A 15,334-nucleotide genomic window follows, 5' to 3' on the forward strand; every position below is an offset into this window, starting at 1 on the left:
CGCTCGCCAGTTGCAGTGGGCGGGGCGCGGTCCGGCTCGGATCCCGAGCGGAGTGCGCCCCGCCCACTGCTCTGACAGGTCAGTGGACGGCGACCGGCTGCACGGAAACGTCGTTGACGTCCACACCGATGGCATCGGCGACGCGGGCATAGCCGTCCTTGCGGGCCAGACGCACCAGGCCCCGGTGGATCCGACTGGGCCACAGCGGCCCGCCGTAGATCAGGCCGGTGTAGCCCTGGACGAGCGTCGCCCCGGAACGGATCCGCGCCCACGCGTCTTCCGGCGTCTCGATCCCGCCGACGGCGACCAGCAACAGGCGGTCGCCGACCCGGGCGCGCAGTTGACGCAGCACCTGCAGCGAGCGGGCTTTGAGCGGAGCGCCCGAGAGGCCACCTGCGCCGACCGCCTCCACTTCTTCCTCCGGCGTGGCCAGGTCGGCCCGCGAGATGGTGGTGTTGGTGGCGATGATGCCGTGCAGGCCGAGTTCGAGCGCGAGATCGGCCACCGCGTCGATATCGGTGTCGGCGAGGTCGGGGGCGATCTTGACCAGCAGCGGAAGCTCGGGGCGGCCCTGCTCGTCGAGGGTGGCGCGCACTGCTGCCAGCAGCGGACGCAGGTGCTCGACGGCTTGGAGGTCGCGCAGCCCGGGCGTGTTGGGCGAACTGACGTTCACCGCTACATAGTCGGCGATGTCGGCGAACCGGCGCGCACTGGCCACGTAATCGGCGACGGCCTCGGACTCGGGCACGATCTTGGTCTTGCCGATGTTGGCCCCGATGATGAGGCCGCGGGCGCCGCCGGCGCGCTGGACGCGCAGCCGGGCGGCCACCGCCTCCGAACCGTCGTTGTTGAAGCCCATGCGGTTGACGATGGCGCGATCGGCGACCAGGCGGAACAGTCGTGGGGCCGGGTTGCCCGGCTGGGGACGAGCGGTGACCGTACCGATCTCGACGTGGCTGAAACCCAACGCGCTGAGTCCCTGTGCGCCTTCGGCGTTCTTGTCGAAGCCGGCGGCCATGCCCAGCGGACCGGCGAAGTCGCGTCCCAGGGCCCGCACCGCGAGCTCCGGGGCACGAGGGGCGAGAACCCGGTTCATGGCCGCGGTCGCACCGGGTACCGCGGCTACGGCGCGCAGCCCCGCGAAACTCAGCCGATGGATCTGTTCGGCATCGGTGCGACGGAGTACAGCGTGGAAGAAGAGCTGGTAGAGCACGTCGGTCGTCATCCTTCTGAGCCACGATCGCGTTCGGCGAGGTAGCGTTCGAGTTCGGCGCCGAGTTCATCGGCGGTGGGCAGACCGGAGTCGTCTCCCGCCAGCAGCGGATCGGTGTCGGAGAGACCGCTCCTGGACGACATGAAGTCGTCGTACTGCTCTTCCAGGTTGCGCACGACGCGCTGCACCTCCTCCGACGCCTCCACCTGCTGTTCGATCTCGATGTCGGTGGTCTGGGCCTCTTCGGTGAGCTTCACGGTCGGCAGCGCCAAACCGGTGGCCCCGGCTACATAGTCCAGGGCCGCGATTGCGGCGCGCGGGTACTCCGACTGGGCGAGGTAGCTGGGCACGTGCACGGCATAGCCGATGGCGTCGTGCCCGGTCTCCCCCAGACGGTATTCCAGCAGGCTCATGGCGTTGCCCGGGACCTGGATGCGCCCCATCCACGGGGTGTGCCCGGTGACGAGGTCGGAGCGGGTGGCGTGGGCGGTGACCGTGGAGGGGCGGGTGTGCGGCACCGCCATGGGGACGCCGTAGAAGCACACCGTGAGACTCACCGAGAAGCGCTCGATGAGCTGACGCACGGCCACGACGAAGCCCTCCCAGAGCCGATCGGGCTCAAGACCGTTGAGCAGCAGGAACGGTGTCCCCTCGGTGTCGTGCATGAGATACAGCGCGAGCTTGGGGGCGGCATAACCCGTCCAGGACGACTCGTCGAAGGTCATGACGGGCCGGCGGGAGCGGTAGTCCAAGAGGTCGTCAACATCGAAGGTCGCCAGCTCCGTGGCCTCGAACTCGTCGAAGAGTGTGGCCACCACCTGTTTGGCGGTCGAGCCCGCGTCCATGAAACCGTCCAGGGCGACCAGGAGTACGGGGTCGGCCAGTTCTGGAGGGTCGGGGTGAAGTTCGTAGAGATCAGCGGGATCTCGCACCTGGGCGGGTCTCCATTCTCAACGCCATGCGTGCCTGCGGCGGGCTGGATCGTGGGTGGACGTCGCATCGCGGGCGCACTACCTGGGGGACGGTTGTGATGTCGTCAAGGATACCGACCTGGGCCGACATGACCGTAATGCACGACTTGGGACCAAGGCGTGAGATGGCCGACGCCGCGGTCGGCGGTGCCGTGGCCCCGTTTTCGTCCAACTCCGGTGCCCGACGGTTTCTTCCCTTTCGCGGGTGACACCTCACTCCTGGCATCGAACCCGCAGCGTGCGCAACCGGTTGAGGGTTGCGGCGACCTCCTGGCGACGGGGCAGGGCGTAATCGCCGGGGTACCCACCGCCGAGGCGGGTCACCCCGTCGTGTTCGAGAAGACCGTCCAGTGTGTCCAGTGCCTCTGCCAACGTGCGGCGGCCGTCCAGGATGTTCTCAGCGGCGAGCACCCGCAACGCCAGGCCCAACCCGATGACTTGGGAGGGATCCACGACCTGGGCGAGGAAACGCAGGTCGATGTCGGTCTCCCCGAAGGTCAACACGTCGGTGTCCCGACGTTTGATCCGGGTTCGGCCGCGCGAGGAGTCGTCCACCGAACCGGGATCGATGACGCGGCGGGCCGGCGCGGCGAAGGCGTCACCGATGCGGGGGCGGGCAAGGGCCCGGGCGCGCTCGGTGACGTCGTGGGCGCGGTAGGCGTCGAGCAGGACGACGCGGTCGGCGACGTCGAAGTAGTCACCGCTGGCCCCCATGACCAGGACGGTGGAGACCTCATGGTCCCGGTGCAGTGATCCCACGAGGTCCACGAACGGGGTCAGGGGTTCGCGGTCCCCGCTGACCAGCTCCTGCATTCGGGCGTCCCGCACCATCAGGTTGGTGGCGGTGGTGTCCTCGTCCACGAGCAGGACGGTTGTTCCGGCTTCCAGCGCTTCGACGGTATTGGCGGCCTGGGAGGTGGAACCCGAGGCGTTGTCGGTGGCGAAGTCGCGGGTATCGGCACCGGTGGGCAGGTCGCGCACGAACGCGCCGACATCGACGCGCTCGACCCGGCGTCCCTCCTCCGCGCGGATCTTGACGGCGTCCGCGCGGGTGACGACGAGTTCACGGCCGTCACCGGGGACATGGTCGTAGACCCCGCGCTCCAGGGCGTGCAACAGGGTGGACTTGCCGTGGAAGCCGCCGCCGACGATGAGCGTGACGCCTTCGAACACCCCCATCCCGGTAACGGTGCCCCGCTGCGGGAGGTTGACGGCCACGCGCATCGTCTCAGGGGACACGAAGGGGACCGCGTCGCGCATGGGGAGGTCGCTGACGCCACTGGCGCGGGGCAGGACCGCGCCGTCCGCGACGAAGGCGACCAGACCGAGACCGGGCAGCGCCGCGCGCAGGGCCGTGGCGTCTTCGACCGTGTCGGCGAAGTCGGTGGCGGCCGCGGTGTCCAGTTCCGCCCAGCGCAGGGCGCGCACCAGTGCGGGGAGGACGTCGAGGAGTTCGCGGCGGGCTCCCCGACCGTCGATACGCCGACCGTGTCCGGGAAGTTCGACGCCCAAGCGCATCAGCACCTCACCGTCGTGGATCTGGCAGGCCGCGCGGTCGATGACTTCCTGGCCGCCGGAGTCCACGCGCAGCCGGGAACCCTTGAGCGTTCGGCGGGCGACCCTGGCCAGGTAGTCGGCGGTGGCGCGACGGCGCTCGGGTGAGCGCAGCGCCGCCGGAGGCAGGCCGGCGGTCGCGACGGGCAGCCGCACCAGCAGCCGGGAGGGTGGCGCGAAAGGGTCGGCCTGCACCTTCTCCACGGTGAGCGTGGCGTCACCGAGGTCCCATTCGCCGGACAGGGACTTGTAGCGGCCGTAGGAGGCACCGTCCATGCGCGCCAGTTCGGCTCCGAGGTGTTCGGCGTCGCGACTCCCCCGCAACGGTTCGGGAGCGGGCCGGTCGGAGTGGCCCCGCCGTGTGCCGCCGCGGTCCCGCCAGTTCTGCCGTCCCGTCATGTGCGTCCTCCCCCGTGGTCGTTGATCTTGACGATACCCATCCGCCAGCTGCCCTTTCGGCATGATCACCGCCATGGTCGGCGCTAGTCGGGCGGGAAGCGCTCCTGCCAGCGCGGCCCTGCGAGGAGTGCGGCGGCGCCGGGACCGAAGGCCAGGGAGAAGTCGTCGGCCAGCTCCATGAGGTCGCCGCGCCCTTCCACCTCGTAGGCCAATTCCGGGGGCAACGCGGTCTCACCGTGCAGGGCACCCAGGATGTTGCCGCAGATGGCGCCGGTGGAGTCGGAGTCACCGGAGTGGGTGACCGACAGCGCCAGCGCGTCGGTGAACCGGTGCGGCTCCGGGTGGACCAGCGCCGCGTAGACCGCGATGGCCAGGGCCTCCTCGGCGATCCAGCCACCGCCCAGGCTCTCGACGGTCGCGGGGGATGCCTCTGACTGTCGGGCGGCACGGCGAGCGGTGAGGAGTGCGGCGGAGGTCTCCTCGTGGCCGGGGTGGCGGTGGAGCACGGTCAGGACGGTGTCCAGCGCGTCGTCGAGCGCGTCGCCCTCGACGACGCGGCGGACGAGCAGGGCGAGGGCACCGGAGGCAAGCCGCCCGGTGGGATGGCCATGGGTGAGGCCGGCAGCCTGGTCGGCCCAGGTGAACACGTCGTCGTCGGACGCGCTTGCCCGGGGGAGCAACCCGAAGGGCGCGACGCGCATCACGCCTCCGCAGCCCTTGGAATCGTTGCGGGCGGGAACTCCGGGTTTCAGCGGACCGGGAGCGGGGTCAAGGGCGCTCAGGCAGGTGTTACCGGGCGCGCGCCGGGCGTAGAGCCAGGCGCGGGTCTGGAGCCGGCCGGTGTGGCGACCGTCGGGGGCGCGATGGCGTTGGGTGTCGTACCAGCGCAGGTAGGCGGCGTGGACCGGGGCGATCGGATCGAGCCCGTCCTTCCCGCCCTGTCGGGTACGGGCCCGGATGAGACCCTCCACGGTCCACAGCGTCATCTGGGTGTCATCGGTGATGAGACCGTGGCGCGGTGTTGCGTGGGCGTAGTCCACGACGTACTCGCGCACCCCTTTCGGACCGTGCTCGGCGAGGATGCCGCCGAGCGACATGAACTCCACCGGTGCACCCAGGGCGTCACCGACCGCGCCGCCCAGCAGGCACCCCCGGACCCGCGACCGGTACCGCTCTGCCCACTGCACGTCCCAGCTCATGGGGTCCCCGTTCTCCGCCCCGGTGCGCCCGTCGCCGCCGGAGTGCCATCATCCCGGACGGCGGGGTGTCCCCTCGACGGGGTACCGACCCGCCGGGGCACCGGTCCCGACCGCCTGTCTCCCTTCATCGAGTGGGTGCCGTGCCGCTAACCCGGCTCCCGCAGACGCGGCTCGTCGAGGATGAACATGGTCTGGGTGGAGCGGACCTCGGGAATACGCTGCAGCCGTTCCAGGACGAAGACGCGCAGGGCCGCGGCGTCGGCGACGCGGACCAACAGCAGGAGGTTGACGTCGCCGGAGACCAGGGCGGCGTGGTCCACTTCGGGGATGTCGCGCAGATGGTCGCGGAAGAGCTCCCAGGAGTGCTGCTCGATGCGCACGGAGACGTAGGCCGCGAGCCCGAATCCGCACTTCTCGGGGTTGACGACCGCGGTGAATCCGCGGATCACGCCTTCGGTGCGCAGGCGGTCCAGTCGGGCGTAGGCGTTGGCGCGGGAGATGTGCGCCTGCTCGGCGACCGACCTGATGGACATCCGACCGTCAGCGCGCAGCAGGGCGATGATGTGGCGGTCCACTTCGTCGAGGTTGACTGCCATGCGTCTCACCCCATGTCGTCCCCGTGCCGGACGCCGCAAACAATTTGCCGCCGACACCGCCCAGAACACCCATTTGTCTATTCTTCCCCGCGCATCATGGACACTATGGGGTGATTCAGCTCATATTCAAGACATGAAGCGCATCGATGAGCGACCCGCGCCGGCTCCCCCGGGGCTGCCCTCCCTTGAGCCGGTCCGCCTCGTGGACCGGCATGGACGACGCGTGGACACCCCCCTCTACCAACCGCCCGGCGACGCCGTACTACTGGAACTGCTGCGCGGGATGGTGGTGGGGCGCCGCTTCGATCAACAGGCCGGCGCACTGACCCGGCAGGGCCGTCTGGCGGTCTACCCCTCTTCCCATGGCCAGGAGGCCTGCCAGGTGGGTGGGGCCCTGGCCTTGGACGAGGGTGACTGGCTCTTCCCGACCTACCGCGACAGCGTCGCGCTGGTCACCCGCGGCGTCAACCCGGTCGAGGTGCTGACCCTGCTGCGCGGCAACTGGCACAGCGGCTACGACTCCAACCGCTACCGCTGTGCACCGCAGTGCACTCCTCTGGCCACCAACGCCTCGCACGCGGTGGGACTCACCTACGCCGCTCGGCGCAAGGGCGAGAACGTGGCCGCGCTGGTGCTCATGGGGGACGGCGCGACCAGCGAGGGCGACGCGCACGAGGCCTACAACTTCGCCGCCGTGTGGAACGCCCCGGTGGTCTTTTTGATCCAGAACAACCAGTGGGCGATCAGCGTCCCGGTCCACAAGCAGTCCAAGGCACCCACCCTGGCGCACAAGGCAATCGGCTACGGCATCCGGGGCCACCATGTGGACGGCAACGACGCCGCGGCGGTGCACTCCGTGGTCTCCGGGGCGCTGGCCGACGCCCGGGCGGGCAAGGGGCCCGCGATCATCGAGGCCCAGACCTACCGGATCGATCCGCACACCAACGCCGACGCACCCCAGCGCTACCGCGACGCGACCGAGGTCAACCGCTGGCGCGGGCGCGATCCGTTGAACCGGCTCGAAGCCCTGCTCCGCGCCGAAGGGCTGCTCGACGACGACGCGCTGGCCGCGATGGCGGCCGAGGGCGAGGCCCTGGCGACGCGGGTGCGGGAGCGGATGGCCGGCGAGGACACCCTCGATCCCGACGAGCTGTTCGCGCACGTCTTCGCCAGTCCGACCGCCCAACTGCTGGAGCAGCGCCAGGCGCTGCGCGACGAACTCCGGGAGGCGTGACGTGACCGAGCTGACCATGGCCCAGGCCCTGAACCTGGCGCTGCGCGACGCCTTGGCCGAGGACGAGCGCGTGCTGGTCTACGGCGAGGACGTGGGCCCGTTGGGCGGCGTCTTCCGGGTGACCGACGGACTGACCGAAGCATTCGGCGAGGACCGCTGCTTCGACTCCCCTCTGGCAGAGTCCGGGATCGTGGGCACCGCCGTGGGAATGGCGATGTACGGGCAGCGTCCCGTCGTGGAGATGCAGTTCGACGCCTTCGGTTACCCGGCGTTCGAACAGGTCGTCTCGCATGTGGCGAAGATGGGGAACCGGACCCGGGGCGGGCTGCGCCTGCCATTGGTGATCCGGATCCCCTACGGCGGCGGCATCGGGGGCGTGGAACACCACAGCGATTCCTCCGAGGCCTACTACGCCCACACCCCGGGGCTGCGCGTGGTGACGCCGGCGACCCCCGCCGACGCCTACTCGATGCTGCGCGAGGCGATCGAGAGCCCTGATCCCGTGGTGTTCCTGGAACCCAAGCGACGTTACTGGTCCAAGGGCGAGGTGGAGCCGGGCGCCCGCACCGAGCCGATGGACCGGGCCGTGGTGCGCCGCGTCGGCACCGACGCCACCCTGATCGCCTACGGTCCGATGGTCACCACGGCCCTGGACACCGCGGCGGCAGCCTCTGCCGAGGGACTGGACATCGAGGTGGTCAACCTTCGCAGCCTGGCGCCCTTCGACGATGCCACCGTCACGGCCTCCGTGCGCAAGACCGGGCGGGCGGTGGTGGTGCACGAGGCGTCAACGTTCGGGGGTTACGGCGCGGAGGTGGTGGCGCGGGTGACCGAACGCTGCTTCCACTACCTGGACGCCCCGGTTCTGCGCGTGGGCGGGTTCGACATTCCTTATCCCCCGCCGAAACTGGAAGAGCACCACCTGCCCGGAGTCGATCGGATCCTGGACACGCTGGCACGGTTGCAGTGGGAGTCGCGTTGGGTGGAGCCGGAACGGTCCGCGCCCTCTGCCGTGGCACCGAACGGGCTCGTTCTTCCCGCGCACGACACGCGGGTGAACGCGTGAGCGCCGGCGCGGTGCGGGCGTTCGCGCTGCCCGACCTCGGCGAGGGGTTGACCGAGGCCGAGATCGTGCGCTGGCTGGTGTCCCCCGGGGACACGGTGACGATCGACCAGCCGGTCGCGGAGGTGGAGACGGCCAAGGCCGTGGTGGAGGTTCCCTGCCCCTATGCGGGCCGGGTGGCCGAACTGCACGGCGCTGAAGGGGCGACCGTTGACGTCGGCGCCTCGTTGATCAGTATCGATACCACGGCATCGGCGGCTCCTGCCGGTTTCGGCGAGCCCGGTGTCGTCGTGCCGGAAGCCCGGTCGGGTGGTTCGGCGGAGCCCGGCGGGGACGGCGACGATGCCGCCCCCGGTGCTTCCGGCTCCGGCGCGGTCCTGGTCGGATACGGCACGAGCGAGGGCGGACGGCGCAGTCGGCGGGCTGCCCGCGCCTTCGTCGCGGACGAGCCTCGGACAACGGCGTCCAAGGCATCGTCCGCCCCACCGGCCGGGCCGCGCACCCGCCGGCCGGTGGTGTCGCCGCTGGTGCGGCGGATCGCCCGCGAGCAGGGGGTGGATGTGGCCGGCCTGGACGGGAGCGGCCCCAACGGCCTGGTGCTGCGACGCGACGTGGAGGCCGTACTGGCCTACCGTCGGGGCGCGGCCGATGCGGAACGCTCTCCGGGTTCGTCGCGGTCCCAGGCGTATGCAAAACGCCCCGAGCCCGAGCGCATCCCGATCAGGGGCACGCGCCGGGTGATGGCCGACCGGTTGTCGCGGTCTCGGCGCGAGATTCCCGAGGCGACCGTGTGGGTGGACGTGGACGCCGGCGGCCTGCTCGCAGCACGCGCGAGCCTGAACGCGGCCGCCCCCGAGCGACCGGTGAGCCTGCTGGCGCTGTTGGCCCGCTTCTGTGTGGCCGGGTTGCGCAGGTTCCCCGCGTTGAACGCTCGGGTGGACGGCGAGCGTTCCGAGATTCTACGGTTCTCCCAGATCAACCTGGGTTTCGCGGCACGGACACCGCGCGGCCTGGCCGTACCGGTGCTGCACGGAGCGCACGACCTGACCACGCGGGACCTGTCGGCGGCGCTGGGCGGCCTGACCGGCGCCGCCCGCTCGGGGACGCTGACCCCGGGCCAGCTGAACGGCGGAACGTTCACGGTGAACAACTACGGCGTGTTCGGTGTGGACGGTTCTGCCGCCATCATCAACCACCCCGAAGCCGCGATTCTCGGCATGGGGCGGATCATGGAACGGCCCTGGGTGGTGGACGGCTCACTCGCGGTGCGCCCGGTCACCGAACTGACCCTGGCCTTCGACCACCGGGTCTGCGACGGTGAGGAGGCCGGCGGCTTCCTGCGCTTCGTCGCCGACTGCGTCGAGCGCCCCGAACTGCTGTTGGGCGAGGTCTGAAACCCTCTCCCCGCCGTCGTGGTCCCCCGTGGGGAGGCCACGACGGGGGAGACGGTTATCCGCGGATGGCGCATCGGGCGCTCGCGGGGCCCGATGAAGCGGTCGGGGACGCGGGGAACGCGCTCGGCCGCCTGGAAAGCGACGCGCTCCGGGCGGTCCCAGGCGTCAGGTGTTGGCGCCGCGGGCGGCGACCTCCCAGCGATCGACCACCGCGCCGTCGGCGACGACCAGCAGGTGGTCGGCGAGGTTCACCGCGGTGCAGACGTGGTTGGGAGCGACCCGCAGCAACGTTCCGAGGTCGGGAAGCGGGGTGTCGTGCGGCCAGTCCACGGTCGCGTGGTGTTCGGAAAGAGCACTGATGCAGGCATCGGGATGGTCGGGCAACCGGCCGAACCCCGACGCCCAGGCCGGGCGGTCCGCACCCAGGACCTTGCTCCCCGCGTCCAGTACGACGCGCCCGCCGGAGCGGGAGACGACGGTCGCGGCTGCGGTCAGTGCGATATCGGCGGCTGTGCAGGTGCCCAGCTCCCATTGCTGGGCATCACCGAAAACGTACACGCCAGGACGCAACTCGGTCAGGCCCGAATCCGTGTCATGGGCGGCTGTGGGTGTGGAACCTCCGCTGACAACCGGACACTGCACGCCTCTGGCACGTAGGGCGTCCGCCGCGAGGTGCAGCGCACGGGCCTCGTCGTCGGCGGCCGGGACAGCGTGCCCCGGCCCATAACTGTGACCGGGGAAGGTGAAGACGCCCCGGACGTCGAGCCCGGCGCGTGCGGCCTGTTCTGCGACGCGGCCGGCCTCCTGCGGAAGCACACCGGTTCGGTGGTGGCCGCTGTCAACCTCCACGAGAACCTCGATCGGGTGCGTGCCACCGGCATGGCGGGCCAGCGCCCGGGCGCCTTCCCCCGAGTCGATGCCCACCCGCAGGCGGACGCGCTCGGCGACGGCGCGCAGGCGCGCGCCCCGGGCTGCGTCCACCCACAGCGGGTAGGCGATGAACAGGTCGTTGACTCCGGCGTCGGCGAACACCTCGGCCTCGGCGACCGTGGCGACGGTCAGGCCGTGGGCGCCCGCCGCCAGCTGGCGGCGGGCGACCTCGACGCTCTTGTGCGTCTTGGCGTGCGGACGCAACCGGATCGCGCGGTCTACGGTCCGAGCGGCCATCGCCGCCACGTTGGCGTCGAGACGCTCGGCGTTGACCAGTAGGCAGGGCGTGGTGATGTCATCAGACCGCAATCGCATACCGATCAGTCTGACATCCTGCGTCCGCCTAGACGGGTGCGACCTTGCGGGCGACCCTGGCCATCAGGCCGGGCTTGCGGTGCCGCCCGGACGAGTCGCCGTGGACCGCGGCATTGCGCTGTTTGACCACGAAGACCGTGGCCGCGGCCGCGGCCACGATGGCCAGGGTGACTCCGCTGGAGGCCATCGGAAGGTCGTTGGACGCCAGGTCGAAGGAGTTGCCGGTTCCGGCCTCGGTACCGGCGGTGGTGTCGGTCGCACCTCCGGAGCCGGGAGCCGCCTGCTGGGCGTCCCCTCCTCCGGGAGGAGCCTGGTCACCGCCGCCTGCGGCACCGGACTGGTCCTGGGAGTCCTCGGACCCCTCCGCCCCGTTGCCGGCCGCCGCCTGATCGGTGGACTCCTCGCCGCCGGAGTCCTCGGCCTTGGACTCCTCCTTGGGCGTCTCTTCGGTCTTCTCCGCCTTGGGCAGTTCGGAGACCGCACTGTCGCACTTGGTGGAGGAGTCCTGGAAGGGGTGGGGTGTGCCTTCGGTGCCGTTACCGTCGCCCCACTTGGTGATGTAGTACTCGACGTCGATGTGGCCGTTGCCGCCGCTCACGGTGAGGCTGGAATCGTCCCAGGACTCACCGGTCAGGTTGGCGAACGTCTTGCCGTCGAGGTCGAGCATGACGTGACAGTCGTTGGACGGGACGCCGGGCCCCCGGTCACCGATGAAGAAATCGGCGCGCTCACCGTTGTAGGTGACGTAGCCCTCGGTGCCCAGCGGCCAGCTGGGTGCCGCGAACAGGCCCTCTTGCATGGGCTCGCCGGACGCGGGCGCGCCGGTGTCGCCGTTGATTCCGGATCCGTCGTCCCAGAAGTAGGACGCCTTGACTTCGCCGTGCAGGAGCACATCGGCGTCGCTTTTTCCAGTGGAAGGGTTCATGAGAAGAAGGAGGGGTTGACGACAGGGGTCGAGCCGTTCCCGTCCGGACCCTCATCCTTGCGACCACGAAAGAGGCAAGGGAGGGTAACCCGGTTGCCCGGGGCGTGTCATGACTGGGTCGTCAGACGACTGACGCGGTTACCGCTTGGAGTGCGGGGCCTTGAGGGGGCCGGTGGAGCAAAGAAATGCTCCGCACCGCGCGAGACAGGTTGGGTGTCCCTGGATCGGGAACCACCCGGGGCTCGACATCGGCCGGTCTGTTCGTGGCCACGAGGCAGATCACGAACCGATCACGAAGGACTCTAACTCACGAAAAAGCAAAAACGGATTATAAATCGCTAAAACCACCGAGAGCATCCTTTGCATTACTCTTTGCGATAAGCCCAGCTAGCCGCATATGGCGATGATTTCCGCGCACTGACAGCCATACTGCGCCCCACGCACTCCCCAAGAGCACGCCAAATGGTGATGCAGGTCTCAGTTTGCAGTGCTCCACGGAACCGCCCCGACCCCGGCGACCGTGTCGAAACGCGCCATGTCCACCCAGCGCCGCCCACATGGGCAGCAGCGATAGCGGACGATCCCCTCGGATGTGTAGTGCGAGGACTCCACCCGGGCCGCCACAGCGGCACGGCCACAGGCCGAACATGACTCGTTGCTCATGCCTCCAGCCTGATGTAATGGCCTTATGCAGTTCAACACTTACGGTGGGGTCGGGGCGTTCCTCTCCGCGCAACTGCTCAACTCCACCGATCGCCGTGCCTCTGCGCTGAGTGTGATCCTGGCCGCCCACGGGATCAGCAACCCGGTGATCGACGACGAACAGGCCGAACGGCTGGCCCTCTGGATCGAACGCCTGCGCCCGGTCTTCGGCGAGCAGGACCTCCAACACCAGATCACCGTGGTCAACGAACTACTCGCCGATACCGCGACCGGGGTACGGGTCTCCACCCACGACGGCGGCACCACCCCGCACCTGCACTACGTGAGCCAGGAACTGGAGACCGTGCAGAGGGTCAGCGCAACCATGGCGGGCGCACTCGCGGTCGCTGTCTGCGGAGCGGGAGGCAACCGGCTCGGCTGCTGTGTCCGGGAAGGCTGCGAGCTGGTGTTCGTGGACACCTCACGCAATGGCCGGCGCCGTTTCTGCTCGGTGTCGTGTGCCAACCGGGTCAACGTGGCGGCGCACCGCGCGCGGCTGCGGTGAGCACCGCCCCGCGGCACGGCGGGACGGTGCGCCGATGCTTCGGGCCCGCGTCCGCCGTGGCGGGCGCGGGCCCGAAGCCGACAGGAAAAACCCTTCCTAGCCGTTCACCTGCTCATCGGTGCGGATCGGTGCGGCCTGCACGGCACGCCTCCCCCGCCAGATCCTGATCCCCAGGGGAACCACGACCGACAGCACGACCAGGGTGTACAGGGCGATCGAGATGCCGCTGCCCACGAGGATCGAGGGGTCCCCGGAGGAGGCGGCAAGCGCCCGGCGCAGCTCGGTCTCCGCGATCGGCCCCAGCACGACACCGATCAGTGCCGGCGCGACCGGCACCCCGAACTTGCGCATCGCGAAGCCCAATGCGCTGACCAGCAAAAGCAGCACCAGATGGAACACCGAGGCGTTGATCGCGTAGACCGCGAGCACCGAGCACATCGTGATGCCCGCGTAGAGGTAGGGCTTGGGCAGGCGCAGGAGCTTCGCCCACAGCGGCGCGAAGGGCAGGTTGATGACGAGCAGCAGGACGGTGCCGATCATCAGGCTGGCCAGCAGCGTCCAGACCAGGTCGGCATTGCGCTCGAAGAGCACCGGCCCCGGCTGCATTCCGTACTGCTGGAACGCCGCGAGCATGATGGCCGCGGTCGCGGAGGTGGGCAGACCCAGTCCCAGAAGCGGGACCAGCGTTCCGGCCGCGCTGCTGTTGTTGGCGGATTCCGGACCGGCGACACCCTCGATCGCACCCGAGCCGAACTCGTTGACCCCCTTGCCCCGCGCTGCCCTGCGCTTGGCGAGGCGTCGCTCCAACCCCAGCGAAAGGAAGGTGGGGATCTCCGCGCCGCTTCCGGGGATCGGGCCGAAGGCCGATCCCATGGCGGTCCCGCGCAACCACGGTTTCCAGGACCGGGCGAAGTCGCGCCTGCCCAGCCAGGGCGTACCGGAGCGGATCGCCGAGAGGTCCGGGCCGGAGCTGCGGCGCGAGGCGACGTAGAGGACCTCGCCCAGTGCGAGCAGCCCGACGGTGATGACGACGATGTCGATGCCGTCGAGCATGTTGGGGATGCCGAAGTCGAAGCGCTGTGCCCCGCTCTGGGAGTCGATTCCCACCAGGCCGATGGCCAGACCGATCAGCAGCGAGGAGATCCCGCGCAGCACCGAGTTGGATACGACCGCTGCGACGGCCACGAAGGAGAACACGGTGAGCGCGAAGTATTCGCCGGGTCCGAACTGCAGGGCCAGGCGCACCATCGCGGGAGCGAACATCGCCACCAGGAAGGTAGCGATGATGCCGCCCACGAACGAGCCGATGGCCGCGGTTCCCAATGCCTGCGGACCGCGTCCGTTGAGAGCCATCTTGTGGCCCTCATAGGTGGTGGCGATGGAGGACGCCTGACCCGGCGTGTTGAGCAGGATGGAGGTGGTCGAGCCACCGAACATCCCGCCGTAGTAGACACCCGCGAACAGAATGAACGCGCTGGTGGGGTCCATCCGGAAGGTGACGGGCAGCAGCAGCGCGACAGCCATTGCCGAGCCCATTCCGGGCAGGACGCCCACGGCGGTACCCAGCAGGACGCCCAGCAGCGCCCACATGAGGTTCTCGAAGGTCAGCGCACCGGCGAACCCGTCGAGAAGCAGCGACAGGGATTCCATCTAGAAGATCAACTCCACGAGTCCACCGGGCAGGGTCAGCCCGAGCCCCATCGAGAAGCCCACCTGGATCGCGCTGGCCATGGCCAGGGCGACGATCGCGTCGCGCAGGTAGTGGCGAGCTCCGAAGGCGTAGGCGACACCCCAGAACAGCATGCTCCCGGCCAGGATCCAGCCGAGGAAGTCCAGCAGCGCGATGTGCGCGGCCAGGGTGAGGGCGATGATGAGCACCGGCGACCACTCGGTGGCCGGGATTTTGGCGGACACGCCGGGACGCCCCTCCGCCAGGGCCTGCTTCTCGCGCCGGGCCGTGCGCACGTTGACGACGCCCATACCGACGGCGACCGCCACCAGCAGTCCGCCGATCACTCCGGGGAAGAACCCGGGACCGGGCGGGGTGGGGTCGGGGGCGGTGATGGTGGCCGCACCCCACAGGGCCACCAGGCCGAAAGCCAGAACGACCGCGGGGAAGACCCACGCGCCCGGACCGGTCCAGGGTGTGGTTTCGGGATCCGGCGCGGCAGCGGGCAGGACTGCCTCTTCCACCGGGGCGTCGGCGACTGCTCCGGACGCATCCTGTCCGGGCGCGGTCCCGGTGGCGACGGTGCCCTGCGCCTGGGAGTCCGGCTCCCGTTCGGGAGCGTCGTCGCCCACGAGCCAGGTGTTCAGCGGTTCTCGGGTGCTCAT

13 protein-coding genes are annotated in these 15,334 nt (G+C 69.9%); 4 read left to right on the top strand and 9 right to left on the bottom strand.

Annotation, left to right across the window (positions count from 1 at the left end):
- Positions 1-79: 79 nt before the first annotated feature.
- From AC0VYP_RS17340 to AC0VYP_RS17360, 5 genes are all read right to left on the bottom strand, one after another.
- Positions 80-1,225 (bottom strand): quinone-dependent dihydroorotate dehydrogenase, encoded by a 1,146-nt coding sequence (locus AC0VYP_RS17340; RefSeq protein WP_475470719.1) that lies wholly within the window; start codon positions 1,223-1,225, stop codon positions 80-82.
- Entirely contained in the window at positions 1,222-2,145 is a 924-nt protein-coding gene (locus AC0VYP_RS17345) for a proteasome assembly chaperone family protein (RefSeq protein ID WP_285757068.1), read from the bottom strand. The genes AC0VYP_RS17340 and AC0VYP_RS17345 overlap by 4 nt, the downstream gene beginning before the upstream one ends.
- A gap of 252 nt (positions 2,146-2,397) precedes the next feature.
- Positions 2,398-4,137, bottom strand: coding sequence for an ABC-ATPase domain-containing protein (locus AC0VYP_RS17350; protein ID WP_475470721.1), 1,740 nt, complete (start codon positions 4,135-4,137; stop codon positions 2,398-2,400).
- 83 nt (positions 4,138-4,220) lie between these two features.
- Positions 4,221-5,336 (bottom strand): ADP-ribosylglycohydrolase family protein, encoded by a 1,116-nt coding sequence (locus AC0VYP_RS17355; protein ID WP_475470723.1) that lies wholly within the window; start codon positions 5,334-5,336, stop codon positions 4,221-4,223.
- Between the two features lie 146 nt (positions 5,337-5,482).
- Positions 5,483-5,932: an Lrp/AsnC family transcriptional regulator gene (locus AC0VYP_RS17360; RefSeq protein WP_475470725.1), complete on the bottom strand. Its 450-nt coding sequence runs from the start codon at positions 5,930-5,932 to the stop codon at positions 5,483-5,485.
- A 133-nt stretch (positions 5,933-6,065) separates the two neighbouring features.
- On the opposite strand from AC0VYP_RS17360, the gene AC0VYP_RS17365 reads away from it, so the two are divergent.
- The 3 genes from AC0VYP_RS17365 to AC0VYP_RS17375 are packed head-to-tail and all read left to right on the top strand — an operon-like array spanning position 6,066 to position 9,623.
- Positions 6,066-7,166 carry a thiamine pyrophosphate-dependent enzyme gene (locus AC0VYP_RS17365; protein WP_475470726.1) on the top strand — a complete coding sequence of 367 codons (1,101 nt, stop codon included), beginning with the start codon at positions 6,066-6,068 and terminating at the stop codon, positions 7,164-7,166.
- A gap of 16 nt (positions 7,167-7,182) precedes the next feature.
- Positions 7,183-8,232 carry an alpha-ketoacid dehydrogenase subunit beta gene (locus AC0VYP_RS17370; protein ID WP_475474278.1) on the top strand — a complete coding sequence of 350 codons (1,050 nt, stop codon included), beginning with the start codon at positions 7,183-7,185 and terminating at the stop codon, positions 8,230-8,232.
- Entirely contained in the window at positions 8,229-9,623 is a 1,395-nt protein-coding gene (locus AC0VYP_RS17375) for a dihydrolipoamide acetyltransferase family protein (RefSeq protein WP_285757073.1), read from the top strand. Before AC0VYP_RS17370 ends, AC0VYP_RS17375 begins: the two co-directional genes overlap by 4 nt.
- Positions 9,624-9,788: 165 nt before the next feature.
- Here the strand turns inward: AC0VYP_RS17375 and AC0VYP_RS17380 are convergent, their stop codons facing one another.
- Both AC0VYP_RS17380 and AC0VYP_RS17385 read right to left on the bottom strand, forming a co-directional pair.
- Positions 9,789-10,868, bottom strand: coding sequence for an alanine racemase (locus AC0VYP_RS17380; protein ID WP_475470728.1), 1,080 nt, complete (start codon positions 10,866-10,868; stop codon positions 9,789-9,791).
- Positions 10,869-10,896: 28 nt separating this feature from the next.
- Positions 10,897-11,793, bottom strand: coding sequence for a hypothetical protein (locus AC0VYP_RS17385; RefSeq protein WP_475470729.1), 897 nt, complete (start codon positions 11,791-11,793; stop codon positions 10,897-10,899).
- Positions 11,794-12,481: 688 nt separating this feature from the next.
- Here AC0VYP_RS17385 and AC0VYP_RS17390 point away from each other — a divergent pair.
- A complete protein-coding gene (locus AC0VYP_RS17390) occupies positions 12,482-13,000 on the top strand; it encodes a CGNR zinc finger domain-containing protein (RefSeq protein ID WP_475470731.1) in 519 nt (172 codons plus the stop codon).
- Positions 13,001-13,096: 96 nt separating this feature from the next.
- Here the strand turns inward: AC0VYP_RS17390 and AC0VYP_RS17395 are convergent, their stop codons facing one another.
- Together AC0VYP_RS17395 and AC0VYP_RS17400 are read right to left on the bottom strand one after the other, a co-directional pair.
- Entirely contained in the window at positions 13,097-14,650 is a 1,554-nt protein-coding gene (locus AC0VYP_RS17395) for a tripartite tricarboxylate transporter permease (protein ID WP_475470732.1), read from the bottom strand.
- Positions 14,651-15,334, bottom strand: coding sequence for a tripartite tricarboxylate transporter TctB family protein (locus AC0VYP_RS17400; protein WP_285757080.1), 684 nt, complete (start codon positions 15,332-15,334; stop codon positions 14,651-14,653).

It is taken from the genome of Nocardiopsis sp. iso_186, from assembly GCF_056173365.1.

Bases quoted from the DNA above. Each gene is read 5' to 3' on its own strand.
- AC0VYP_RS17400 (WP_285757080.1), bottom strand. From the start codon at position 15,334: ATGAGCACCCGAGAACCGCTGAACACCTGGCTCGTGGGCGACGACGCT.
- AC0VYP_RS17365 (WP_475470726.1), top strand. From the start codon at position 6,066: ATGAAGCGCATCGATGAGCGACCCGCGCCGGCTCCCCCGGGGCTGCCC.
- AC0VYP_RS17370 (WP_475474278.1), top strand. From the start codon at position 7,183: ATGGCCCAGGCCCTGAACCTGGCGCTGCGCGACGCCTTGGCCGAGGAC.
- AC0VYP_RS17385 (WP_475470729.1), bottom strand. From the start codon at position 11,793: ATGAACCCTTCCACTGGAAAAAGCGACGCCGATGTGCTCCTGCACGGC.
- AC0VYP_RS17350 (WP_475470721.1), bottom strand. From the start codon at position 4,137: ATGACGGGACGGCAGAACTGGCGGGACCGCGGCGGCACACGGCGGGGC.
- AC0VYP_RS17380 (WP_475470728.1), bottom strand. From the start codon at position 10,868: ATGCGATTGCGGTCTGATGACATCACCACGCCCTGCCTACTGGTCAAC.
- AC0VYP_RS17390 (WP_475470731.1), top strand. From the start codon at position 12,482: ATGCAGTTCAACACTTACGGTGGGGTCGGGGCGTTCCTCTCCGCGCAA.
- AC0VYP_RS17340 (WP_475470719.1), bottom strand. From the start codon at position 1,225: ATGACGACCGACGTGCTCTACCAGCTCTTCTTCCACGCTGTACTCCGT.
- AC0VYP_RS17360 (WP_475470725.1), bottom strand. From the start codon at position 5,932: ATGGCAGTCAACCTCGACGAAGTGGACCGCCACATCATCGCCCTGCTG.
- AC0VYP_RS17355 (WP_475470723.1), bottom strand. From the start codon at position 5,336: ATGAGCTGGGACGTGCAGTGGGCAGAGCGGTACCGGTCGCGGGTCCGG.
- AC0VYP_RS17395 (WP_475470732.1), bottom strand. From the start codon at position 14,650: ATGGAATCCCTGTCGCTGCTTCTCGACGGGTTCGCCGGTGCGCTGACC.